Below are 26,327 nucleotides of genomic sequence, written 5' to 3'. Positions count from 1 at the left end.
TGTTTGTAGAGTAAAAAGAACTTAATTATGCAATTATCTAAAACCGAAGAACAATTAATGCAATATTTATGGAAACGTAAAAAAGCATTTTTAAAAGATTTATTAGACGATTTCCCAGAACCAAAACCTGCAACTACAACTGTTGCTACTTTGTTGAAAAGGATACACGATAAAGGTTTTATTGATTATAAATTGTTTGGAAAATCGAGAGAATATTTTCCGATTATTAAGAAAACAGATTATTTTTCTAATCACGTAAACGGATTGATTAAAAATTTTTTTAACGATTCTGCAAGTCAGTTTGCATCTTTCTTTACAAAGGAAACCAACCTTTCAACCGAAGAATTAGAAGATTTAAAAAAGGTAATAGACAGTCAAATTAAAAAGCAACAAAGATGATAAGCTACTTCGTAAAATCTGCAAGTTGTTTGGCGTTATTACTATTTTTCTATCACTTTATTTTAGAGAAAGAAAAAATGCACAGTTTTAATAGATTTTACCTGTTAATAGGTGTTATAATTTCGATATTAATACCTTTTACTACTATAACAATTAATACGATTCCAGAAACAATTGCGGCAGTTACGATATTAAATAAACCGCAATTTAGCCCTGAAACTATGGCAACTATAGAAGTTGAAGAAGTAATAGATTATACCAAATACTTTGTAGGCTTTTACTTATTGATATCATCGTTACTACTAATTCGTTTTGGAAGAAATTTATTTAAAATAATTCAGAAAATAAGATTGAATGAAAAGATAAATCATGTAAATGCAACCTTAGTTTTAGTAGATGATAAAATTCTACCACATACTTTTTGGAAAGCGATTTTCATTAATAAAAACGAATATGAAAATGGCAATATCGAAGAAGAACTTTTTACACACGAATTAACACACGTAACGCAAAAACACACGATTGATGTGTTGTTAATTGAACTTTTACAGATTATTTTTTGGATCAATCCGCTTTTTATATTTCTAAAAAAAGCAATACAATTAAATCATGAATTTTTAGCTGATGATACAGTTATAAATCAACATAAAAACACTTTCCAATACCAGTATTTATTACTGAATAAAGCTGCTTGGAACAACGAATATTACTTGGCCAGTAATTTGAATTATTCACTTACTAAAAAACGATTAAAAATGATGACAACACAAAGTTCTAAAACCATAATTTGGTTAAAAAAGCTGGCTGTAATGCCACTTTTAGCAAGTTTTATTTTTCTGTTTGCAGAAAGAATTGAAGCGCAAGAAAAACAAGAAATTATAGAAGTAGTTGAAGAGCTACCTAGAAAAGGAATTATAACGGAAAATGAAGTTTATAAAAATTATATAAATAGAAACGCATACGTAACGTATAAAAATAAGGAAGGAAAAAAAGTTTCTAAGTTATATACTGAATTGACAAATGAAGAAAAGAAAAGGCTTGTACTTCCTCCACCACCACCGTTAAAACTAAAAAAAGTTACACCTACTAAAGCACAATTTGAAGCTTTAAAAGATAATAGCAAATTTGCTGTTTGGTTGAATGGAAAAGTGGTTAAAAATGAAATACTTAACAAGTATCAATACTCAGACTTTGCTGGATATACAAACAGTTTTGTGCATAAAAATGCACGAAGTAAGCGTTTTCCTCAAAAAAACCAAGCAAGTTTAGAAACTACAAAATATTTTAAAGCTCAAAATGCAAAAAGAGTTAAAGAATTTGAAGATTATAAAAAAAATTACAGAGAAGAGATTATTGAAATAGTAGAGGATAAAGGGATCTCAATCAGTGAAATGAAAGAATATCAAAAATTAACAACAAAATATAAAAGTAAAAAGACAGCAAACAAACCAACAATATTTTTAGAAAAAGACGTTGAAAGAATGAAATATTTGTATGGAAGAATGAATTCAAATCAACAAAAAAAATCATTACAAATTAAAAATTTAACTCCATCTCTGCCAACAATAAATAAAAAGAATACATCATCTAAGCAAAGTGTTAGTACAATTCAACTAAAGTTAGAAGATGTAGATCAACTACGTAAAAAAATAAATTCACCTTTAAAAGTTTACAGTAGAAAAAATAGTTTATACGAAGAAATTAGAAATACAAAACCTCACTTTGTAAAAAGAACAAATACCCAACAAGAACAATTACAAAAAACATTTGCAGAATTAGGAAGTTTATATTTTAAACTTTCAAAAGAAGAGAAGAGCAAAGTAAAAAGACCAATTCACCCCTACAAACCCTACATAAAACTAAAGAAGAACAACAATGTATTTTATAAATTAAAAAGTGAATTAACCAAAGAAGATCAATTATTGTTTCCACCGCCTTTGGCTCCTAAAAATGCTACAAAAAAGCAAGTAGAAAAATCAGAAAAGGCATTAGAGGCTTGGAAAAAAAGAACCGGAAATGATTTTAGAACTAACCCAAACTTAGTCGCAATTCCATCAGGATTTACTTTTAAAATAAACGAGGAAACGAATATTATACTTACAAATTTAAATGACGTAAAAAAAAATAAAAGTCATTTATTAAAGTTAAATGAAAATGAAAAAAAGCAGTTAGCTATTAGAAACACAATAGTATATGCATCAAAAACAGTTAAAAATAAAAAATTTAATTATATGATAGAAGGTAAAGAGGTTTCTGTTTATGAGGTAGATTCTTTTATAAAACTAAACCCTGAATCATCTGTTAAAGTATCTGAAACTTCTAAAAACGTCTTAACTTTAAATTTCTATACTTCTAATAAAAAAATGACCTATGACGAATTAGAAAAAGTATATTCAAAATTATTCAATAAAAAAAGATGACAATATTCAAAATTCTTATAAAAAAAGATAAATTTTAAAAACACTAATATCTCAGAAAACAATATCATAGAAGAATCATCAGAAGATCAAGAACAAATATTGAAAATGAAGTTACCAAACGGAAAGACCGTTGAAGTAATTGAAGAAGAAAATATTCCTACTTTTATTTAAAATACAAAAAACCAAATTCAAATTGATCCAGGTTTAAATAAAGGTTGGTTTATAACTATTGATGGACAAAACTACTACTACACTTTTGATAAAAAAGAAAGAGTAGTTAGATATTGTAAAAGAATACAACAAAAAACATAAAATATTTGAAAAGCTTAAAAAAGAAGGAAAACATTATGTTTTTAAAACTGAAACTGAGCAGAAAGTAATTAAAAGAGAATGGTCTGATTTAGGAGGAATGTATTTTAGAATGCCTAGAGCAGATAAAAACAAAGTTCCATTTCCAGTAAATCCAATAAAACCCTATGTAAAGTTAAGAAAAGAAGTAAATTAACAGAAGAAGATAAATTACTACTGCCACCTGCGCCACCAAAACCTAATGCTTCTAAAGAAGAAATTTTAAAAGATAAGAAAGCATATAAAGATTGGAAAAAGAGAACAGGTAACGATGTTCCACCTCCACCACCTCCAATAAAAAAGAACTAAATTTAAAAATAAAACCGCATTTAAGAAATCTTAAATGCGGTTTTTAAATTTAAAAAAATCGTCTTATACTTTAATATATAATAAGTTTCTTGGTTTTATATGTTCTATTGTCATTAGAAAGCTTCACAAAATAGAAACCAGCACTTAATTTATCTTTATCTATAGAGATTTTATTGTTTCCAAATTTTGCATCAAAATCAATTCTCTTTAACAAAGCACCTGTTATATTGTAAACTTCTAATTTTGTTTTTGCTTCTACTTCAGAATAAAAACTTAATTCTGTACTTAATTTCATTGGGTTTGGATATAACTTAGTTTCTCCTTCTTCAATAACATTATTATCTACACTTAATGTTTTCTGTGTAAAAACTAAATCTTTAATAGATAATTCTTTCTCTACTGTTGTAACACCGTCTGAAGACATTGTAAAGGTTATACTTACCACATCAGACAAATCGAAACTAGTTTCTGTTAAAGATTTAAAATGCTCTAGCGCGATAACAAAATTACCCTCTGTTTCTGTTAATTTAATTGTCTTTTTAAATTGATTTTCCCACTTATCTATACTTTCTTTTACGATTGTAATTTCTACGTCACTATTTCCTTTTGCAGCAAACTCTAATGCGTTAAACTCAGATAAATTTATAGCTTTAAATGTTGGTGTAAAGCTTCTGTATGCAGAAACATATTTATTTGTAGTTGCGTTTAAAACAATATCTCTTTCAACTTTATAACCAGAACCTACATATAAATTTTCATTTTGTGTAATCTCAAAAGTGTTTATAATTGTTCCATCAGATGAATCATCTTTACCCCAAACTCCATCAGACATAAAAATATCATCTGGTGTTCTATTACCATCGTTTTCTATTCTAAAACCAATATCAAAAATATTACCTGTCTCAATTCTTAAATTTGTAATATATCCTTCTTCTAACTGAATTGTTTCAGTAAAGTATTCTGTATCTGAAGTTTCTGTTCTTTTAAAACCAGCATCTATTACAATACTTTTACTTCTACTAACGTTAATTAACTCTAATTCTAATGCTCCGTTTTTGTAAATTCCTTTTTTAACAAAAACTGGTGGAGGTGTAGAGTTATTATAGTCTGAGATTGGTTTTTGAACATTGAATAAATCTAATGTTTCTTCACCTAGCGTAAATAAATCATCAATTTTGTTTGTCCATATTTGAAAATTATAAAAAGTAGCTCCTGCTTCATATTTATCTATATTCCAATGACTTTCTATTCCAAAATTCTCGTCGTTATTTTTTAACTTCCCAGAAAAACTTAAAACAAACTCTTTCGTTCCATCTCTGTTTTTTATGATAGATTTTATAAAAGCATGTTCTTTAATTTCTATAGTAGAAACAGATAAAAGTTCTGCGCCTAATAATCTATCGCAAATAAATTTAGTGTGTTCATAAACACCATTTTCTGTTTTAGTTGCCAAAACAACAGCAACAGTTTCATTATTCTTCACATAATCTACAGAAATTAGTTCTGTTGCATTTGTTATAGCAATTAAATCTGATGGTGAAGATTCTATTGCTTCTGCTCCTGCTATTACATCCATAGGAATTAAATCTCCTAAACCAAAGCCAGCATTTTTAGCAGCTGTTTTTTTATAGTTTGTAGACTTCTTAACTTTCTTCGCTTTAAATTTATCAAATTTATAGTTTGATTTACTTCTTAAGTAATTTCTCTGATTTACTTTTTGTGATAAGCGATCGTTACTTTCCAATCCTCCTTCATTTCCACTAGAAAGTTTAGGTACAAGAACAGGACAAGCTGCAACACCAGAACACGCAGGGTCATCACAATCTACTAAACCATCTCCATCATCATCTAAACCATTTGCACAATCTTCTTGTGGTACAGGAGCTGTTGGGCACCTTGCCCCATCATTAGAACTACTAGAAGGCCCGTAAGCAAACAGATTAGATTCTAAAGTGCTGCCTACCTCTAAGTCTTGTACATTTTTAATTACATAAACAGTACCTGTTTGATTTGCTGAAACATAGAAACGACCAGATAAATCGAAATAAACTGCGCCATAAGTATATTTTAAACCTGCTAAAATTGGTACTTCTCCTAAATCTGTAACTTCACTTGTAGCTGCATTAATTCTGTATAAATGATTTGTGGTTTTTTCTACAGTATATAAATGACCATCTACTGAATTAAATGCCCAATCATGTACACTTATATTTTTAGTAAGTACCTCTGTACTTATATACTTTGTGTAATTTTCTGAATCTGGATTTAAATCTATTTTATAATAACTAGTTCCTCCACCTTTTAAATAATAAATTCCGTCTGAACTTACATCTCCTACATATCTTCCAGATGTTGGTAATTCATCTATTACAAAAGTTTCTATATTAAAGTTTTTACCAATTCTAACAATTGTTTTTTCTGGTGTACTTAAAGAACCCCAGATATATCCATCTGCAGGATTATAACCTACTGCATTTACATTTCCTGGTGTAACATCTTCTTTAACTAGGTAAGAACTACCAGAAGCTAAGTCTAAAGCATAAATATCATTTCTTTGAAACAAGTATGCATTAAAATCGCAATTAAATGGTTCGTTTTGAGCCATAACTTGGTAAGTTGACAAGCACATTAAAAGTAATGCTAGAATAAAATTCTGAGGGAGTAATTTTTGATTCATGGTTTTTTTATTTAATACAAATATCAGGTAAATAGAACTTTATAAAATATAAAATAGACTAATTACCAAAAAGTGTAGACTAAAGGTACAAAAAAAAAAGATGAATTGTAAATAGAAAAATCCGCATCTAAAATTATTTAGATGCGGATTTTATTTTAATATATAACGTTGCTTAATCTACATTATCGTGTAAAAACGAGTTATTAGATTTAAAATCCACAGAATTATCATCTGTATTTATTGCTGTTTTAGATCTACTAATTGGTGCATTTACATTTAAATCTAAACCTTGTCTTTTATATGCTGGTTGACGTTCTATTTCATCTATATTCTTATTCAATTGATCATTGAATTTATAGTTGAAACCTTTCATTTTCTGACGTCTTTCTTCTGCTCTTTTTTGTAACTCAGAAATTGTTAAATCTAAAGGAGAAACTTCTTCGTTAGAAGTTACCGTTCTATTTTGTGTTTCTGGTGTTGCCGTTTTTAATTCGAATTTAATTTCTTCTTCTTCTACAGCAGTTTCCTTAGCTATAATATGAGAACTTTTGCCAATTGTTGGTTTTGCATCAAAATCTTCTAAAACGTAACGCGTTTCTTTAACTTTTGTTTCGAAAACAATTTCTTCTGCTTCAAAAACTTCAATTTCATTTACAGCAACTTCTTCGTTTAAGCTAAATTTAATTTCTTCTTCTTTAGCTTCTGTAGCAGTATTTAAAGGTAAATCAAATAATAAGTCTGCTTGTATTTGTTGTGGCTCTTCTTTCTTAACTTCCTCTACAACTGGTGTAGCATCTGTAATAATAAAATCTTCATCAGAAAGAATATCTAAAGAAATTTCATCATATGCAACAGGCATATTAGCTATAATTTCTGAAGTAGGTATTAAATCCATAGCCATTTTAGGCGTAGAAGGTTTAATAACTTCTACAATTACGTCTTCTTCTAAAGTATGTACTATCTTTTGATTTGATGTATTAGAAATTGGCTGATCTAAAGTTGGTGATTTAGATATTGTTTTCTCACCAAAATTATATGTTGCTTTTTGTTCATCTTCTAATGTATGAACAATTTTCTTAACTTCTGTATTTGTAATTGTACTTTGTTGATCTTTTGCAAAACCTGTAGCTACAATAGTTACAGCTATAGAATCTCCTAATTCTTCATCTTCACCAACACCCATTATAATATTGGCGTCATAACCAGCTTCATCTTGTATATAATCGTTAATCTCACCTATTTCATCTAAAGTAACTTCATTAGTACCAGAAACAATTAACAATAATACGTTCTTTGCTCCAGTAATCTTATTATCGTTTAATAATGGAGAATCTAATGCTTTTACAATTGCTGTTTTAGCTCTGTCTTTACCTTCTTCTTTTGCAGAACCCATAATTGCTGTTCCACTATTAGAAAGTACTGTTTTAGCATCATGTAAATCAATATTTTGTTTATAATGATGCGTAATTACCTCTGCAATACCACGAGAAGCTGTAGATAAAACCTCATCTGCTTTAGAGAAACCAGCTTTAAAACCAAGGTTTCCATAAACTTCACGAAGTTTATTGTTATTAATTACAATTAAAGAATCTACATTCTGACGTAATTGATCAATTCCTAATTGTGCTTGTGATGCACGTCTTCTCCCTTCAAAAGCAAATGGCATTGTTACAATACCAACAGTAAGAACGTCCATATCTTTAGCAATTTTTGCTATAATTGGCGCTGCTCCTGTTCCTGTTCCTCCACCCATTCCTGCAGTTATAAATACCATTTTTGTCTGGGTATTTAACATTTGCTGAATTTCTTGCATGCTTTCTTTAGCTGCTTGCGCTCCTACTTCTGGGTTTGCACCTGCACCCAAACCAGATGTTAAGCTAACTCCTAATTGTATTTTATTAGGAACTGGGCTATTTTCTAATGCTTGCGCATCTGTATTACAAATTACGAAGTCTACACCTCTAATTTGTTGCGTGTACATGTGATTTACTGCATTGCTTCCTCCACCACCAACACCAATTACTTTTATGGTATTAGATTGTGTTTTTGGCATGTCAAATGAAATGTTATCAAATTCTGTGCTCATAATAACGTGCTATTATATTTTAATATTTTATTTTTTTCTTTACTCTTTAGCTCCTTAACTAAAAACTATCAATTTATTTTATTCTGCGTTGTCTAAAAAATCTTTTAGACTTTCTGTAAACTTTTCGAAAAAAGATCTTTTCTTTTTAGGCTTTGGTTTTGGTTTCTCTTCTTCAATTGGAGCAACTTCTTCTATTTCCTGTTCTATAGGATTTATAGTTTCTTCGATAATTTCTTCAATAACTTCTTCCTCCTTAAAATCTTTATTTAAACCTTCCATTAACAAACCAACTGCTGTTGCATAAGACGGGCTAGATAAAGCATCATCTGAATCGCCGGCTAAATGTTCATTAGGAAAACCAATTCTAGCATCCATACCAGTTATATATTCTACCAACTGTCTTAAATGCTTTAATTGTGCACCACCACCTGTTAATACAATTCCTGCAATTAATTTACCCTTTGCAGTTTCGTGTCCATAATTTTTTATCTCTAAATACACATGTTCTATAATTTCCTGAACTCTTGCATGTATAATTTTAGATAAATTCTTTAATGTAATTTCCTTTGGTTCTCTTCCTCTTAAACCAGGAATCGAAACAATTTCTGTTTCTTTATTCTCACCAGGCCACGCAGAACCGAATTTAATCTTTAATAATTCTGCTTGCTTTTCTATAATAGAACAGCCTTCTTTTATATCATCTGTAATAACATTTCCTCCAAAAGGAATTACAGCTGTGTGTCTAATAATTCCGTCTTTAAAAATAGCTAAATCGGTTGTTCCACCTCCAATATCAATTAAAGCAACACCTGCTTCTTTTTCTTCTAAACTTAAAACTGCAGATGCAGAAGCTAAAGGCTCTAAAGTAATATCACTTAAATCTAAACCTGCACTTTTAACACAACGTCCTATATTTCTAATAGATGAAACTTGCCCAACAACAACATGAAAATTCGCTTCTAAACGACCACCATACATTCCTATTGGTTCTTTAATATCAGACTGAGAATCTACTTTATATTCTTGTGGTAAAACATGAATAATCTCTTCTCCTGGTAACATTACCAATTTATGAACTTGGTTTACTAAATTCTCTATATCCGTATCGTCTATAACTTCGTCTGCATTATTTCTTGTAATATAATCTGAATGATGTAAACTTCTAATATGCTGACCAGCAATACCAACAACAACTTCTTCTATCTTAAGACCAGAAACACTTTCTGCCTCATCTACCGCTTGTTGAATCGACTGTATTGTTTGTGTAATATTACTTACAACACCACGTTTTACGCCTAAACTTTTCGCTTTACCAATACCAACAACTTCTATTTTGTCATATTCGTTTTTACGACCAATCATGGCAACAATTTTGGTTGTACCAATATCTAAACCAACAGCTATTTTATTGTTTTCCATTTTGATTTATTTTGTGCACACAACTTGGTTGTGATATTTTAATGTAATCGTTTTATACTCTTGTATTGTCTTATCTTTATACGTGGTATTATAAAACGCTTTTAACTTATTAAATTTCATTTCCATCGCACTTAATTTTCCGAAGTCTATTTTATAATCTCCACTTCTTACGGAAAACTCATACGCATTAACATCAGATTTCATTATTCCAACAATTTCTTTCTGTAAAAAATCATCATTTAAAATATAAGATATTAAAGGTAAAATTACCTGAATATCTTTATCTGTATCAACCCCAGAAACCAACAATACTCTTGCAGAATAATTAGTTGATAAGGGTATAACTATACCTTGCTTATCTACATAATAAGAATCTTTACTAGAAATAATTCTTGCAACAGGTGTACGCTGTTTTATGGTAGATTTTAACACACCTCCAATGGTTAAAAAAACAGCTGCTTTTTCAACATAAGGGTTTTTAGATACGTTATTCTCTAATTTGTATAAATCTATTACAGATTTTGCTTGGTTTCTAACTGTTTTGTTATTTTGTATTAACAATTTATTAACCATAGAATGTGTTAAGAAATTATTGTTTCCTTCTTCGAATTTTACTTCAATTTTAGATACTTTTTTTTGTTCATTTCTAACTGAAGTAAAGCTATATAAAAAGCCTAAAAACCCAACCAGAACAACAAACAACAGATATTTTAAAATTCTTTTAAACTTCATCTAACAGTTCTTTTAAAAGTTCTTTTGTTACCTCATTTATTGTTACTCCAATGTCTCCTGCACCTAACATAACCACCACTTTTGCAGACGAATTTTTAATATCTTTTACTAAATTATTTTTTTTAGACAATTTTTTCTGCGTATTTTCTATTTTACTCAGTAACCAATTAGAATCTACCCCAGAAATTGGCACTTCTCTTGCCGGATAAATATCTAATAAGATAACCTCATTAAACTTAGTTAACGCAGCGGCAAAATCACCTACAAAATCTCTTGTTCTCGAGAATAAATGAGGTTGAAAAACAACCAAAATCTCTTGATTTGGGTACATTTCTCTAACCGACTTTTCTACAGCATTTATTTCTGTTGGATGATGTGCATAATCATCAATTAAAACAAAATTTTCTGTTTTAATTTTATACGTAAATCTACGTTTTACACCTTTAAAAGTTGCCAAACTTTCTTTAATGTTTTCTAATGATATTCCATAAACATCTGCCATCGCCAAAGCAGCTAAAGCATTCATAACATTGTGTTGCCCTGGTAAATGAAATGTAATATTTTTTATTTCTGATGAAGGTGTTTTAACATCAAAAATATAGGTTCCGTTTGCTATTTTTATATTAAAAGCTTTATAATCTGACGCTTCATTAATTGAATACGTTAGTCCTTTTAAAGGCAATCCTTTCGCAACAATTAAAGTATCTGTCACTTTATTAGAAAATTCTATAAAAGATTCTGTTAATGCTTCTGGGTTTTCATAAATATCTAAATGATCTGCATCCATAGACGTTACACAAGCAATATTAGGACTTAACTGTAAAAAAGAACGATCGAATTCATCTGCTTCTACAACACTTATTTTATCTTCTCCTAAAATTAAATTAGAATTGTAATTCTCTGCAATTCCACCTAAAAAAGAAGTTGCTTTTACTTCTGCCATAATATGGCCTAAAATAGAAGAAGTAGTAGTTTTACCATGTGTTCCTGCTACACCTAAACAGAATGTTGTTTCCGTAATTTTACCTAAAATTTCAGCTCTTTTTAAAACCGTAAATTTATTATCTATAAAATAATTATATTCTGTATGGTTTTTTGGTATTGCTGGCGTAAAAACCACCAATGTTTTTTCTTTGTTCAAAAATGAGATAGGAATATTCTTTATCTCATCCTCAAAATGAACCCCTACACCTAAGTCAATTAAATCTGTTGTAATTTGTGATGGTGTTTTATCATAACCAGACACATTTTTTCCATTCGCAGCAAAGTAACGAGCTATTGCACTCATTCCTATGCCACCAATTCCGACAAAATAAACGTTATGTATTTTTTTTAAATTCACTTTTTTAATAATTTTTCAACTTCGTCAACAATATCTTTTGTTGCACTTGGTAAAGCTAATTTTTTTATGTTTTCTGATAAAATACGTTGCTTTTCAACATCTTTTAACAACGATTTAAACACCATAGAAAAGCGATCTAAATCACTTTCTTTTATCATTAAAGCGGCATCTTTATCTACCACAGATTTTGCATTTTTTGTTTGATGATCTTCTGCAACGTTTGGCGAAGGCACAAACACAACTGGCTTACCAACAATACACAATTCTGAAACCGAACTTGCGCCTGCTCTAGAAATAATTATATCTGCAGCAGCATAACCAAAATCCATTCTATTAATAAATTGATGCACTTGTACATGTGCTAATTCATTGTATTTTTTATATTCTTCAAAATATAATTTTCCACATTGCCAAACAACCTGAATTCCTTGATTTTTAAAGAAGTCTAAATTACTTTCTACTAATTCATTTATTTTTCTCGCACCTAAACTTCCGCCTAAAACAAAAACAGTTTTTTGGGCATTATCTAACTTAAAAAAAGATTGCCCTTCGTCTCTTTTAGAATCTATAGACAATAAATCTTGACGAACAGGGTTTCCTGTTTTAATAATTTTATCTAAAGGAAAAAAGCGTTCTAAATTATCGTACGCAACACAAATCTTTTTCGCCTTTTTACTTAATAACTTATTTGTAATTCCTGGGTAAGAATTTTGCTCTTGAATTAATGTAGGAATTCCTTTTCTACCTGCCATTATTAAAGTTGGCCCGCTTGCGAAACCTCCTGTACCAATAGCAACATCTGGCTTAAAATTTTTAATAATTTTTGATGCTCCCCATAAACTACTCATCATTTTAAAAGGAAACGACAAATTGTCTACCGTTAACTTTCTTTGAATTCCAGAAATCCACAATCCTTTAATTTTATAACCTGCTTGTGGTACCTTCTCCATTTCCATTTTATCTTTTGCACCAATAAAAAGGAATTTAGCATCAGGAAAACGCGACTTTAATTCATTTGCAATTGCTATTGCAGGATAAATATGTCCGCCAGTTCCGCCACCAGAAATTAATATGTTAATCGATTGTTTCATGTAAAATATCTAAAGGATTATCATCTAAAATATCTTCTTCTGTTTCTTCTTTTGATGCACTTACACTTAAAATCATTCCAAGCGCAAAACACGTCATCCAAATAGAAGTACCACCACTACTTATTAATGGTAAAGTTTGCCCTGTAACAGGAAACAAATTAGTAGCAACTGCCATGTTTATAGTTGCCTGAAAAATAATAGGCAAGCCAACACCAATTACTAACAATGTTCCAAAAATTGTTGTCGTTTTTTTTAATACAACAAACACTCTAAAAAGCAATAAAAAATATACAAACACAATTGCAATTGCACCTAAAAGACCATACTCTTCTACAATAATTGCGTAGATAAAATCGGATGATGATTGTGGTAAAAAGTTCTTCTGAACACTTTTCCCAGGACCAACTCCTAGAGGTCCTCCTGTTGCTATTGCTATTTTTGCTTTTTCTACTTGATATGCTTCTTTACCTTCTTCACTAGAAAAACTCTCTATTCTACTTTGCCAAGTCTGCACTCTATTTGGCATTGCATCTGGAAAAGCTTTTGCTATTAAAACAAAGAATGATAATAAAAGAATTCCTGCTCCTAGTATAAAACCAATATATTTTAACGGATAACCTCCAACAAAAGCAACAACTAAAATCATTACAAAAATGATTGCTGTTGTAGAAAAATTTGCTGGTAGAATTAAAATTAAAACCAAGCTTACTGGTAACCAAAGCTGCAATAAACTTTCTTTAAATTTAATTTCTTTTTCCTTATTTCTAGCTAAATACCTAGCAACAAAAACCATTAAAACCAAACCAGCCAATGTAGATGTCTGAAAACCAATACCAACAAACGGAATACGAATCCACCTACTTGCATTTGCCCCACCAATAGTAGTTCCTTGAGCTAACGTAAATACCAACAAAATAATTACAATTGGTAGCATTAAAACAGAACCTCCAGAAAAATATCTATACGGTATTTTATGAACACCATAAATAATTGCAAAACCCATAATTAACAAAACCATGTGTTTTACTAAATACCCAAATGTAGAACCAGAACCTACAACATACACCAAGTTTGTACTCGCGCTGTACACAGGCATAAATGAGAATATTGCCAATGCAGCAACAATTGCCCAAATGGTTTTATCTCCTTTTATATGTTCAAAAATGGTTTTCATTATTTGTATTATTGCTATCTAAATTATTTTATAAGTCTCTTACCGCTGCTTTAAATTGACGACCTCTATCTTCATAGTTTTCGAACAAATCGAAACTTGCACAAGCTGGCGACAATAATACTGAGTCTCCAGATTCTGCTAACTTATGAGCAACTTTAACAGCTTCTTCTGCTCCTGCAGTTTCAACAACAATATCAACTACGTTACCAAACGTATTTTTAATTTTATCATTATCTAAACCTAAACAAACAATAGCTTTTACTTTTTCTCTTACCAAGGGCAACAAATCGTTATAATCATTCCCTTTATCAACACCACCAACAATCCAAACAGTTTGCGCATCCATACATTCTAAAGCATAGAAAGTAGCATTTACGTTTGTTGCTTTAGAATCATTAATATACTCTACACCTTCTATCTTACCTACATTTTCTAAACGGTGCTCTACACCTTCAAAATCTTCTAAACTTTCTTTTATCGCCTGCTTTCTAGCATTTAATAATTGCGCAGCCATTGTAGCCGCCATTGCATTCTTAACGTTATGTTTTCCTTTTACTGTTAAAGCTGATATAGGCATATTAAAAGTATCTTTATTTATGTTGATTGTAATGTTATTGTTTTTCAAAAAAGCACCGTATTCTAATTCTTTTTCTATAGAAAAGGGTACTAATTTTGCTTTTGTCTTATTCTTTGTTAACCAATTATTTATTGCTTCATCATCTGCATCATAAATTAAATAATCCGTTGCTTTTTGATTTTTTGTTATTCTAAATTTCGATTCTATATACTTATCAAAATCATACTCATACCTATCTAAATGGTCTGGCGTAATATTTGTTAAAATTGCAATATGACTATTAAAATCTTCTATTCCATCTAACTGAAAACTACTTAATTCTAACACGTAATTATCATACGCTTCTTCTGCAATCTGTTGCGCAAAACTATCGCCAATATTACCTGCAACGCCAACATTAAAACCAGCACCTTTTAAAATATGATGTGCTAATAACGTTGTTGTTGTTTTACCATTAGAACCCGTAATTCCTATAATATTTGCAGTTGTATATTTTGCTGCAAATTCAATTTCAGAAATCACTTTTATTCCTTTTTCCTTCAATTTTAAAATTAAAGGAACTGTTTCTGGTATTCCAGGGCTTTTCATCACTACATCTGCATTTAAAATTTTGCTTTCTGTATGATTTTTTTCCTCAAAATCAATTTCACTATTTAAAAGAACTTCTTTATATTTTTTTGATATTTCTCCTTTGTCCGAAACAAAAACATCGTATCCTTTTTGCTTACCTAAAATAGCTGTACCAACACCACTTTCTCCACCGCCAAGTATTACTAACTTTTTCAAATTATCTTAATTTTAAAGTAACAATTGTAAATACTGCTAAAAGAATTCCTATAATCCAGAAACGGACAACAATCTTACTTTCGTGGTAACTTAATTTCTGATAATGGTGATGTAATGGTGCCATTCTAAAAACTCTTCTTCCTTCACCAAATTTCTTTTTAGTGTATTTAAACCAAGAAACCTGCATGATTACAGACAAATTTTCGATTACAAAAATTCCTGCTAAAATTGGTAGCAATAATTCTTTTCTAATTGAAATGGCAATAACAGCTATAATACCTCCAATTGTTAAACTTCCTGTATCTCCCATAAAAACCTGAGCCGGATATGTATTATACCAAAGAAAACCAATTAATGCACCTGCAAAAGCAAGTATAAAAACAGTCATTTCTCCTGAATTAGGAATGTACATAACGTCTAAATAATCTGCGAAAATAATATTCCCAGAAACCCACGCAAAAAGCGCAAGTGTTATAACTATAATTGCGGACGAACCTGCGGCTAAACCATCAATTCCGTCTGTTAAATTTGCTCCGTTAGAAATTCCTGTTACTATAAAAACAACAATAAAAATAAAAACGACCCAACCATATTTCTCATAACCATCACCCAAAAAACTTAATGCTTTTGTATAATCTAATTCGTTATCTTTTAAAAATGGCACTGTAGTTTTAGTAGATTTATGAGCTTCACCAAAAACTTTTACTCTTCCGCTATCTTGCACTATTTGCTGCTCAACAGGCAATTGTTCCTTAATTGTTACATCATCATGAAAATAAAGCATAGAACCTACAATAACTCCTAAACCAACCTGACCAAGAACTTTAAACCTTCCTTTTAAACCTGCTTTATCTTTTTTAAACACCTTTATATAATCATCTAAAAAACCAATTAAACCCATCCAAACTGTTGTTATTATTAAAATAACCACATAGATATTATCTAATTTAGCCAATAAGAGTGCCGGAATTAATGTTGCTAGAATAATAATAATTCCGCCCATTGTTGGCGTACCTGCTTTCTGAATCTGACCATCTAAACCTAGATCTCTAATAGACTCACCTACTTGTAATTTCTGTAAATAATTAATAATTCTTTTACCATAGATAGAAGAAATTAATAGCGACAAAATAAATGCAGCAGCTGCTCTAAATGTGATAAATTGAAACACACTAGCTCCTGGAAAATTAAATTGGCTCTCTAAATATTGAAACAAATAATACAGCATTCTTACTAATATTTTAATTGATTAAAACAATTCTTAACCTCTTCTAAATCATCAAAATGAGCACGAACGCCATTTATTTCTTGATAATTCTCATGCCCTTTACCAGCAATAAGTATAATATCCCCAGCTTCAGAAAACTTACATGCTGTTTTAATTGCTTGCTTTCTATCTAAAACCGTAAGTGTTTTTCTATAATTCTCAGGCGAAACCCCTATTTCCATCTCATCTAAAATAGTTTGTGCATTTTCTGTTCTAGGATTATCTGATGTAAAAATTGCCTGATTACTTAACTGAGAAGCAATATGTGCCATTTTTGGTCTTTTCGTCTTATCTCTATCACCACCACAACCAACAACTGTAACTACTTTTTCGTTACCTGTTCTAATATCATTAATAGTTTCTAATACATTTTTTAATGCATCTGGTGTGTGCGCATAATCTACAATTGCTGTAATTCCGTTTTCTGATACCACATATTCAAAACGCCCGCTTACGCTCTCTAATTCACTAACAATAGTTAAAACCTCTAATTTCTCTAAGCCTAATAATTCTGCAGTTGCAATAATTGCAGTTAAATTATAAATATTAAAAACACCTATTAATTTCGTCCAAACATCTGTTCCATCAACAGAAATTAAAGTTCCAGAAAGTTGTTTTTCTAAAATCTTAACTTTAAAATCTGCTATTGTTTTTAATGCATAGGTTACTTTTTTAGCCTTTGTGTTTTGCAACATAAAGTCACCATTCTTATCATCTATATTTGTTAACGCAAAAGCATTTTTTGGTAAAGAATCGAAAAACTGTTTTTTTACATTTCTATATTCTGCAAACGTATCGTGGTAATCTAAATGATCATGAGATAGGTTTGTAAAAATTCCGCCAACAAAAGTTAAACCTTCTGTTCTTTTCTGATGAATTCCATGAGAACTCACTTCCATAAAACAGTAATCAACACCAACATCAATCATTTTATCTAAATACCCGTTAATCGTTAAAGAATCTGGTGTTGTATGTGTTGCCTTAAACTCAGTTTCATCAACCAAGATTTTTACTGTTGATAATAACCCAACTTTATAACCTGCTTTTTTAAATAATTGATATAAAAGTGAAGCAATAGTGGTTTTACCATTTGTACCAGTTACCCCAACTAATGGAATTTTAGAAGAAGGATTGTCATAAAAATTTGCAGCCATAATTGCCAAAGCAACATTTGCATCAGCAACTTGAATATATGTTACTCCTTCTTTCTGAACAACAGGAAAATCTTCACAAACAATTGCAATTGCACCAAGATTTATTGCTTTATCTATATATAAATGTCCATCTACAGAAACACCTTTTAGGGCTATAAAAACATCTTTACCTTCAACTTTTCTAGAATCGAAAACAATATTTTTTACACCAACGTTTGTGTTACCAAAAACTTGATTTATTGAAACCTTATATAATATGTCTTTTAAATTTTTCAGACTAAGATAATTTTAATGTGATTGTATTTCCTTTTATTAATTTCTCTCCTTTTTTTAAAGATTGAGACTCAACTCTACCAACTCCAGAAACTTTTACTTTTAAACCAATATTCTCTAACAAAGACAAAGCATCCATACCAGACATTCCTCTTACATTAGGAACTACTGTATAATTCTTATTTAACCTATCATCGTATTTCGAATATTCTTTCTCTATTTCGTCAAATCGAACTTCATCTTCTACAGATTGGTTATCTACAGGAGTTGTCGTATAAATTTTCTGAGCAATTTCTTTAAAAACTGGTCCAGCAACAGTAGCACCATAATACCCTTTCTCCTTTTTAGGATCATGAATAACTACAATACAAGAATACTTAGGTTTGTCTGCTGGAAAAAAACCTGCAAAAGAAGCTACATAGTGCTTATTCGAATAACCAGCTGCAACCGTTTTACCATTTTCATCTTTGTGCCTTGGTAAATATTTTTTAGCAGTTCCTGTTTTTCCCGCCATAGAAAAGTTTGAAGAATAAATATTTCTAGCCGTTCCTCTTACTACTACATTTTCCATCACTTTTCTAATCTTACTTAAAGTCTCATCAGAAGCTATTTTCGGATTCAAAATCTCAGTTTCAAAAACTTTTTCGGTTTTGTCTTGTCTTCTTAATTCCTTAATAAAACGTGGTTTTACCATTACACCATTATTTGCTACAGCGTTGTAAAACATTAACGTTTGCATTGGTGTAACAGAAATTCCGTAACCCCAAGACATCCATTCTAAAGATATTTTATTCCATCTTTTGTCAGAAGGTTTTGGCACAACAGGTTTTCCCTCTCCTTTAATTTGAAAACCAATTGGCTTTGTAAATCCGTAAGACTCTAATTTCTCTATAAATTTTTCTGGCTGCTTATCGTAATGTTTTTTTATAATCTTTACAATACCAACATTAGAAGAAACTTCAAAAACTCTTGCTGCAGAAATTTTACCATAACCACCTCTATGAGAATCTTCTACCTTAGAACCATGAATATAAATTCTACCCTTTTCTGTATCTACAACAGTAGACGTATCAATTTTCTTATCATCTAAAGCCGCCATTAAACTTGCCAATTTAAATGTAGAACCTGGTTCGTGACTTTCCCAAACCGCATAATTTCTTTTTTCGTAGTACTTCCCTTTTTTAGTTCTACCTAAATTAGAAATTGCTTTAATCTCTCCCGTTGCAGTTTCCATAACAACAGCACAACCATGATCTGCTTCAAAGTATTCTAACTTTCTTAACAACGCATGATGTGTAATATCTTGAATATTTACATCGATTGTAGTAATAATATCATGACCATCGATTGGCTCTTTCTCATTAAAATCTGTAATTGGTTTCCATTGATTTTTCGCGATTTTCTGCTCCCATCTTAATCCATTTTCACCTTGCATATAATCTGCAAACGCACCTTCAATTCCTGCCTCACCTCTATAATCATCATAACCAATAGTTCTTTCTGCTATTTTACCAATAGGATGCGCACGTTCTGTTCTATGTTTCGCTATAAAACCTCCTCTATAAACTCCCAAATTAAAAATTGGGAACTTCCTCATTCTTAAATAATCTGTATAACCAATGTTTCTGGTAATTAAAAAATATCTTCTTTTTTTATTTTTTGCAGCTCTTAATCTTTTTTGATAATAAACTGATGAATGCCCTAACATCTCAGACAACTCATTAGACAAACCAACAATATTCTCTTCGAAAACCTCGCTATCTACAGTAACTAGATCCATAAAAATATTGAATTTAGACATTGAAGTAGCCAACAAATTACCATCTGCAGCATACACGTTTCCTTTGTTTGCGTAAATAGTATCTTGTCTTACCGTAAGTTCTGTTGCTAATTTTCTATATTCATCTCCTTGAACATATTGAAGATTGATAACTCTAAAAATAATAGCCAACAAAAACAAAGTCATAAAAGCAGCTACCAAGTAGAATTTAGTAAGAATGCTTTTTTTGTGAGTTGCCAATTTTATTCGTTTTTATAAGTTACTTTTATTTTCTTTGGAGGGGTTTGCGAAGGCATTAACCCTCTATGTTTTGCCTTTTCTCTAATACTAGATTCCATTTTCATTCTCATCAAAATAGTACCAGTATCTACGTACTCGGCTCTTAATTCTCTTTTTAATTTATTTAATTCAGAGATTTTTATTACTTTCTTATCTGCTTTATGTGAACTTGAAATCATTATTAAAAGCAAACCAACTACAAAAATGATAATACGCCAATTATTAAAAGCAGATTCATCTGTAAGGAAACTTCCTCTCAGAAAACCATATACACTTTTTTTAATTTTAGACATCTTACTTACTTAGAGTTGCAATTCTTAATTTAGCACTACGTGCTCTATTATTTATATTAATTTCTTCTTGGGTAGGTATTATTAATTTCCCTACTTTCTGCATAGGAACGTCTATATTTCCAAAAACATCCTTTTCTGGTTCTCCACTAAACATACCCATTCTTATAAACCTCTTTACCAATCTATCTTCTAAAGAATGATATGAGATTACACTCAACCTACCTTCTTCTTTTAATAAATTTGGCATCTGTTCTAAGAATTCTTTCAAAACATCCAACTCCTCATTTACTTCAATTCTAATTGCTTGAAATATTTGAGCTAAAATCTTATGTTCTTTTGCGTTTGGCAAATACTTCTTTAAAACCTCCTTTAACTGAAAACTAGTTTCAATTTTTTCCTCTTGCCTTTTTTCAACAATTGTTTTTGCTATATTTCTAGAGTTTCTTAATTCCCCATATAAAAACAAAATCTCTGCTAATTTTTCTTCAGAATAATTACTGATAATTTGTTTCGCGGAAATTTTAGATTTCTGATTCATTCTCATATCCAAATCACCATCAAAACGAATAGAAAAACCTCTTTCTGCTTCGTCAAATTGATGAGATGAAACTCCTAAATCTGCCAAAACACCGTCTACTTTTTTAACACCATGAAACCTTAAAAATCTCGAGATATATCTAAAGTTCTCTGGAATTAGTGTAAAACGAGGATCGTCGATTACATTCTCTAAAGCATCTGGATCTTGATCAAAACCAAACAAACGTCCGTTATCTCCAAGTCTACTCAAAATTTCTCTCGAGTGCCCTCCACCACCAAATGTTACATCTACATAAATACCATCAGCTTTAATAGCTAACGCATCTACACTCTCTTTTAATAAAACCGGACTATGATAATTCATCGAATTCTGTATTTCCCATTACTTCTTCAGCTAAATCTGCAAAATCTAAAGCAGCGTCATCAATTGCTTTTTCATAATTGTCTTTGTCCCAGATTTCTATAATATTAACAGCTGAAGACAAAACAACTTGTTTTTTAATTCCTGCAAAATCACATAAATCTTTAGGAATTAAAACTCTACCAGCAGCATCAAATTCAACTATCTTTACACCTGCTGTAAACCTTCTAATAAAATCATTATTCTTTTTAACAAACTTGTTAAGCTTGTTAAGCTTATTCATCATTAAACTCCATTCTTCCATAGAATACAATTCTAAGCAAGGTTGAAAAACTGCTCTTTTTATGACAAAACCCTCATTTAAAATTGGTTGCAACTGCTTCTTAAGGGCAGATGAGAACATCACCCTACCTTTAGCATCTGCTTTACATTCATATGTACCAATTAGATTTATCACAAATAAATAGTTGTTTTAATAGATATCAAAAATATATAAATTTTACCACTTTTTACCACTTTTTACCACATTGTTAATAAGTTATAACTTTTTTAAGCCAAAAAGAGAGCAAAACAACCTTAAAAATTGAAACAGAGCGAATTACGAAAACGATATTTATGTTATAAAAAAGAATTACATTTGCGTTTAAGTAAAACGAATTGAATGATGACTGACCAGTTAAAAACCGAAGGGAAATTTACATATGCAGAAGCAGGAGAAGGACCTGCTATTATAGTTTTACATGGACTAATGGGGGCGCTAAGTAATTTTGGCGACACATTTAACCACTTCTCTAATAATGGCTATAAAGTCCTAATTCCAGAATTACCATTATACTCGCTTCCACTTTTAAAAACCAATGTTAAAAACTTAGCAGATTTTTTAAAAGAATTTATGGAGTTTAAAAAAATAGACAATGCTATTTTACTTGGAAACTCTTTAGGAGGTCATATTGGTTTGTATTTTACAAAGCACCACCAAGAAAGTGTGAATGCTCTTGTTTTAACAGGAAGTTCTGGTTTATATGAAAAAGCAATGGGAGATAGTTTTCCTAAAAGAGGAAACTATGAGTATATAGAAGAGAAAACAAAAGGCGTTTTTTACGATCCAGCAATTGGAACAAAAGAAATGGTAGATGATGTTTTTAAAATTGTAAACGATAGAAGCTCTGTTATTAGAACTTTAGCAATTGCTAAAAGTGCTATTAGACATAATATGGCAAATGATTTGCCAGAAATGAAACAGCCAACATGTTTAATCTGGGGAAAACAAGATGTTGTTACTCCGCCAGAAGTTGCTGAAGATTTTCATAAACTTTTACCCGATTCAGATTTATTTTGGATTGATAAATGCGGACATGCTGCAATGATGGAAAGACCAAAAGAATTTAACACAATTCTTCATAAATGGCTTGCCGACAGAAATATATAATAGAATGAAAATTAAGTCTGCAGAATTTGTAATGAGTAACAGTAATGTTATAAATGCACCAAAAGATAGAATACCAGAATACGCTTTTATAGGACGCTCTAATGTTGGTAAATCTTCATTAATTAATATGTTAATGGAGCGCAAAGATTTAGCTAAAATCTCTGGAAAACCAGGAAAAACTCAACTTATAAATCATTTTAAAATAAATGACGAGTGGTTTTTAGTGGATTTACCAGGTTATGGTTATGCATCTGTTTCTAAAAAGAAAAGAGTAATTTTTCAATATTTTATAGAAAACTATTTCAAAGAAAGAGAACAACTAGTTTGTACTTTTGTTTTAATAGATTCTAGACACGATCCACAAAAAATAGATTTAGATTTCATGCAGTTTTTGGGTGAAAATCAAATTCCGTTTTGTATTGTTTTTACAAAAGCAGACAAATTAGGAAGCTCTAAAATAAATAAGCAAATAACTTCTTACAAAAAGAAATTATTACTTCATTGGGAAACCTTACCTACATCATTTTTAACTTCTTCTTCTACAGGTTTAGGTAGAAAAGAATTTTTAGATTTTTTAGATGGTGTAAACCAAGATGTTGCCAAAGATTTCAAATAATAAATTCATTTTTAAGCACCTATAATGCAATCTACTAAAGAGAATTTACAAGTTTTATATGAAGACAATCATATAATTATTGTGAACAAAAGAGCTGGTGATATTACACAAGGTGATAAAACTGGCGACAAACCTTTAAGTGATGTAATTAAAGAGTACGTAAAAGACAAATACAGCAAGCCTGGAAACGTTTTTATAGGAACAGTTCACAGATTAGACAGACCAACATCTGGTATTGTAATTTTTGCAAGAACATCTAAAGCTTTAGAGCGTTTAAACAAGATGTTACGTGATAAAACTATTAATAAAACATATTGGGCACTTGTAAAAAATCCGCCAAAGAAAACGGCTGATACTTTAACAAATTTCTTAAAAAAAGATACCAAGAAAAACAAATCTTTTGTTTACAAGAAAGAAATAGAAGGAAGTAAAAACGCAATTCTACATTATAATGTTATTAAAAAATTAGAAAATTATTTTTTAATAGAAATTGATTTAGAAACAGGCAGACACCACCAAATTAGAACACAATTATCTCACATTGGAAGCGCTATTAAAGGCGATCTAAAATACGGCTTCCCTCGTTCTAATAAAGATGGAAGCATTAGTTTACATGCTCGAAAAATAAAATTTATTCACCCTGTTTCTAAAGAAGAAATAAAAGTTACCGCGCCCACACCCAAAGATATTATTTGGGATGCTTGTAACTAAATACACAATCTAACTTCTACTTCTTCTAGATTTAAAATGTAGTTTTAGTTAATTTCCAACGAAGTAAACTTAAAGGTATTTCCATCAAATAAACCTTTATCAGACAATTTTAAAGAAGGAATAACTAATAGCGCCATAAATGATAAACTCATATAAGGAGCTCTTAATTTGCTTCCCATTTGTTTTGCCATCTTATCTAATTCTGCATAAGATTTACCTATTTCCTCTGCAGATAAATCAGACATAATTCCTGCTACAGGTAAAGAAACTATTTTTTCTTCGGATGTATTTACAGCGCAAACTCCACCACGGTTTTCTATAATAAGATTTACTGCTTTACAAATTGCTTCATCAGAAACACCTACAGCTATAATATTGTGAGAATCATGACCAACAGAACTAGCAATAGCACCTTCTTTTAATCCGAAGTTTTTAATAAACGCAATTGCAGGAACGTCATTTTTATAACGATTTACAACCGTCATTTTTAAAATATCTGAAGTTGTATTAGAAACTAAATTACCATCTACAATTAAAGCATCTGCCTCTATTTGGTTTGTTACTAACTCTCCATCTAGAGCTTCTATAACTCTAATTTTTTCTGATGACGATTCAAATCTAAAGTCTTCTATTTTTTTCTTATCCGTATCAAAATTATTTAACACTTCAAAAGGAACAGATTTCACAAAAGACGCTCCATCTTTAGCAACTAACTCTCCGTTAATGTATGTTTCTAAAACATTAAAATTCTTTAAACTGTCTACTAAAATAAAATCTGCATCATCTTCTTTATTTAGCAAACCAACATCTAAATTATAATGTTTAACTGGGTTTACACAAGCTGCTTGCAAAACCTTAAAAACATCAACTCCTTTTGCTACTGCTCTTTCACAAAGTTGGTTAATATGCCCTAACAATAAATCATCTGGGTGTTTATCATCTGAACAAAACATTATATTTTCGAAATGTTCTGGCAACAATTTTATTAAAGCTTCGAAGTTTTTTGCCGCACTTCCTTCTCTAATAATTACTTTCATTCCTTTTTGCAATTTCTCTAAAGCTTCATCATATGTAAAGCATTCATGATCTGTAGAAATTCCTGCAGAAATATATTTAGTTGCATCATCTCCTCTTAAACCAGGAGCATGACCATCAATTGGTTTATTGTTGTTTTTTGCATGTTGAATTTTTGCTAAAACTTCTTCATCATCAAATAAAACGCCAGGGTAATTCATCATTTCTGCAAGATATTTAATGTCAGGATTTTCCATCATTAACTTAATATCATCTGCATTTATAATTGCACCAGCGCTTTCAAAAGAAGTTGCAGGAACACAACTCGGAGCGCCAAAATTAAATTTTAACGGAACTTTTTTTCCGTTTTCAATCATAAAATCTACACCTTTTACACCTAAAACATTTGCTATTTCATGCGGGTCTGAGACCGTAGCAACAGTACCATGCTTTACTGCTATTTTGGCAAATTCGGAAGGCACTAACATAGAACTTTCTATGTGAATGTGCGCATCTATAAAACCAGGTAAAATAAAATTTTCTTGATTATGATCTACTTCTCGAACTTCAAAAATTTTGCCGTTTTTAACTTCAACTTCACCTTTAAAAATTCGTTTATTTAGTATATCAACTATATTTCCTTGTACAATCATCTTCAAAATTATTTGTAGCAAATTTACAAAGAAAAAAGACGTTTTAAAGTTTATTTAGGATAGATTACCTCGTCTAGAGAAATATCAAACTCGTTAACGTCTTCTATTTCTAAAATAGGTTCGTAGAAATTTAAACCTATCATTTTCACATCTTTTCTGCATTTAGATAAAAACCGATCATAATATCCCTTACCATACCCAACCCTGTATTTTTTTTTATCAGAAATTAACATTGGCACAAAAACAAGATCTAATTCTTCTTCTTTAATTTGTTTGGCGTTAATAGGCTCTGGAACTCCATATTTGTTCAACTCTAAAACAGTAGTTTCATTAAAATAAAAATGAGATAATGAATTATCTTCAAAATTACATCTACTAACAATTATCTGTTTGTTTTTGCTTCTAAAATAAGTAATTAAAGGCTTTGTATCTATCTCTTTAAACTTTGTCATTGTTAAAAATAAATGCACGTTTTTAACTTTAGAAATATCTAAATTATAAACTTGCTGGTAGATATTTTCTTGCAAGTTCTCAATTTCATTTGCTGTTAAATTTTTTCTTTTTTGCTTATAAGCATCTCTAAGTTCATTCTTTTTCATA

At 30.3% G+C, this 26,327-nt stretch carries 21 protein-coding genes; 5 read left to right on the top strand and 16 right to left on the bottom strand.

The window, feature by feature from the left end; genetic code table 11:
• Window positions 1-27: 27 nt before the first annotated feature.
• Both SHK09_RS06725 and SHK09_RS06720 read left to right on the top strand, forming a co-directional pair.
• On the top strand, window positions 28-399 hold the full coding sequence (locus SHK09_RS06725; protein ID WP_319810016.1) for a BlaI/MecI/CopY family transcriptional regulator: 372 nt from the start codon (window positions 28-30) through the stop codon (window positions 397-399).
• A complete protein-coding gene (locus tag SHK09_RS06720) occupies window positions 396-2,819 on the top strand; it encodes a M56 family metallopeptidase (RefSeq protein WP_319810015.1) in 2,424 nt (807 codons plus the stop codon). Before SHK09_RS06725 ends, SHK09_RS06720 begins: the two co-directional genes overlap by 4 nt.
• Before the next feature lie 727 nt (window positions 2,820-3,546).
• Here the strand turns inward: SHK09_RS06720 and SHK09_RS06715 are convergent.
• The 14 genes from SHK09_RS06715 to SHK09_RS06650 form a co-directional block, all read right to left on the bottom strand.
• The gene (locus SHK09_RS06715) at window positions 3,547-6,153 is read right to left on the bottom strand and encodes a DUF6923 family protein (RefSeq protein WP_319810014.1); all 2,607 of its coding nucleotides are present in this window, start codon (window positions 6,151-6,153) and stop codon (window positions 3,547-3,549) included.
• Window positions 6,154-6,325: 172 nt separating this feature from the next.
• Window positions 6,326-8,239 (bottom strand): cell division protein FtsZ, encoded by a 1,914-nt coding sequence (ftsZ, locus tag SHK09_RS06710; RefSeq protein WP_319810013.1) that lies wholly within the window; start codon window positions 8,237-8,239, stop codon window positions 6,326-6,328.
• Window positions 8,240-8,317: 78 nt separating this feature from the next.
• Window positions 8,318-9,658 (bottom strand): cell division protein FtsA, encoded by a 1,341-nt coding sequence (gene ftsA, locus SHK09_RS06705; protein WP_319810012.1) that lies wholly within the window; start codon window positions 9,656-9,658, stop codon window positions 8,318-8,320.
• 6 nt (window positions 9,659-9,664) lie between these two features.
• Window positions 9,665-10,390, bottom strand: coding sequence for a cell division protein FtsQ (locus SHK09_RS06700; protein ID WP_319810011.1), 726 nt, complete (start codon window positions 10,388-10,390; stop codon window positions 9,665-9,667).
• Window positions 10,380-11,732 carry a UDP-N-acetylmuramate--L-alanine ligase gene (gene murC, locus SHK09_RS06695; RefSeq protein ID WP_319810010.1) on the bottom strand — a complete coding sequence of 451 codons (1,353 nt, stop codon included), beginning with the start codon at window positions 11,730-11,732 and terminating at the stop codon, window positions 10,380-10,382. Before murC ends, SHK09_RS06700 begins: the two co-directional genes overlap by 11 nt.
• Window positions 11,729-12,823, bottom strand: a complete 1,095-nt coding sequence (gene murG, locus SHK09_RS06690; protein WP_319810009.1) for an undecaprenyldiphospho-muramoylpentapeptide beta-N-acetylglucosaminyltransferase — start codon at window positions 12,821-12,823, stop codon at window positions 11,729-11,731. The genes murC and murG overlap by 4 nt, the downstream gene beginning before the upstream one ends.
• Entirely contained in the window at window positions 12,807-13,997 is a 1,191-nt protein-coding gene (locus tag SHK09_RS06685) for an FtsW/RodA/SpoVE family cell cycle protein (RefSeq protein ID WP_319810008.1), read from the bottom strand. The genes murG and SHK09_RS06685 overlap by 17 nt, the downstream gene beginning before the upstream one ends.
• A 28-nt stretch (window positions 13,998-14,025) precedes the next feature.
• Window positions 14,026-15,360, bottom strand: coding sequence for a UDP-N-acetylmuramoyl-L-alanine--D-glutamate ligase (gene murD / locus SHK09_RS06680; RefSeq protein WP_319810007.1), 1,335 nt, complete (start codon window positions 15,358-15,360; stop codon window positions 14,026-14,028).
• A 1-nt stretch (window position 15,361) separates the two neighbouring features.
• The gene (mraY, locus tag SHK09_RS06675; protein ID WP_319810006.1) at window positions 15,362-16,588 is read right to left on the bottom strand and encodes a phospho-N-acetylmuramoyl-pentapeptide-transferase; all 1,227 of its coding nucleotides are present in this window, start codon (window positions 16,586-16,588) and stop codon (window positions 15,362-15,364) included.
• A 5-nt stretch (window positions 16,589-16,593) separates the two neighbouring features.
• Window positions 16,594-18,057, bottom strand: a complete 1,464-nt coding sequence (locus SHK09_RS06670) for a UDP-N-acetylmuramoyl-L-alanyl-D-glutamate--2,6-diaminopimelate ligase (RefSeq protein WP_319810414.1) — start codon at window positions 18,055-18,057, stop codon at window positions 16,594-16,596.
• Between the two features lies 1 nt (window position 18,058).
• Window positions 18,059-20,020, bottom strand: a complete 1,962-nt coding sequence (locus SHK09_RS06665) for a penicillin-binding protein (protein WP_319810413.1) — start codon at window positions 20,018-20,020, stop codon at window positions 18,059-18,061.
• 56 nt (window positions 20,021-20,076) lie between these two features.
• Complete coding sequence (locus SHK09_RS06660) at window positions 20,077-20,406, bottom strand: FtsL-like putative cell division protein (protein WP_319810005.1); 330 nt, start codon at window positions 20,404-20,406, stop codon at window positions 20,077-20,079.
• Window position 20,407: 1 nt separating this feature from the next.
• Window positions 20,408-21,307 (bottom strand): 16S rRNA (cytosine(1402)-N(4))-methyltransferase RsmH, encoded by a 900-nt coding sequence (gene rsmH, locus SHK09_RS06655; protein ID WP_319810004.1) that lies wholly within the window; start codon window positions 21,305-21,307, stop codon window positions 20,408-20,410.
• Window positions 21,294-21,761, bottom strand: coding sequence for a division/cell wall cluster transcriptional repressor MraZ (locus SHK09_RS06650; protein WP_319810003.1), 468 nt, complete (start codon window positions 21,759-21,761; stop codon window positions 21,294-21,296). The genes rsmH and SHK09_RS06650 overlap by 14 nt, the downstream gene beginning before the upstream one ends.
• 207 nt (window positions 21,762-21,968) lie before the next feature.
• Between SHK09_RS06650 and SHK09_RS06645 the strand changes: the two genes are divergently transcribed.
• The 3 genes from SHK09_RS06645 to SHK09_RS06635 are packed head-to-tail and all read left to right on the top strand — an operon-like array spanning window position 21,969 to window position 24,060.
• Complete coding sequence (locus SHK09_RS06645) at window positions 21,969-22,733, top strand: alpha/beta hydrolase (protein ID WP_319810412.1); 765 nt, start codon at window positions 21,969-21,971, stop codon at window positions 22,731-22,733.
• A gap of 4 nt (window positions 22,734-22,737) precedes the next feature.
• Window positions 22,738-23,349: a ribosome biogenesis GTP-binding protein YihA/YsxC gene (gene yihA, locus SHK09_RS06640; RefSeq protein WP_319810002.1), complete on the top strand. Its 612-nt coding sequence runs from the start codon at window positions 22,738-22,740 to the stop codon at window positions 23,347-23,349.
• Between the two features lie 24 nt (window positions 23,350-23,373).
• Window positions 23,374-24,060 carry an RluA family pseudouridine synthase gene (locus SHK09_RS06635; RefSeq protein ID WP_319810001.1) on the top strand — a complete coding sequence of 229 codons (687 nt, stop codon included), beginning with the start codon at window positions 23,374-23,376 and terminating at the stop codon, window positions 24,058-24,060.
• Window positions 24,061-24,104: 44 nt separating this feature from the next.
• On the opposite strand, the gene ade is transcribed toward SHK09_RS06635, so the two are convergent.
• Together ade and SHK09_RS06625 are read right to left on the bottom strand one after the other, a co-directional pair.
• Window positions 24,105-25,727, bottom strand: coding sequence for an adenine deaminase (gene ade / locus SHK09_RS06630; RefSeq protein ID WP_319810000.1), 1,623 nt, complete (start codon window positions 25,725-25,727; stop codon window positions 24,105-24,107).
• Window positions 25,728-25,777: 50 nt separating this feature from the next.
• The gene (locus tag SHK09_RS06625) at window positions 25,778-26,326 is read right to left on the bottom strand and encodes a 5-formyltetrahydrofolate cyclo-ligase (RefSeq protein ID WP_319809999.1); all 549 of its coding nucleotides are present in this window, start codon (window positions 26,324-26,326) and stop codon (window positions 25,778-25,780) included.
• Window position 26,327 lies beyond the last annotated feature (1 nt).

The organism is Polaribacter sp. PL03 (assembly GCF_033875165.1).
GTDB lineage: Bacteria > Bacteroidota > Bacteroidia > Flavobacteriales > Flavobacteriaceae > Polaribacter.
Note: the sequence above shows the minus strand (reverse complement) of the source record. Positions and strands in the feature narration are given on the sequence as shown.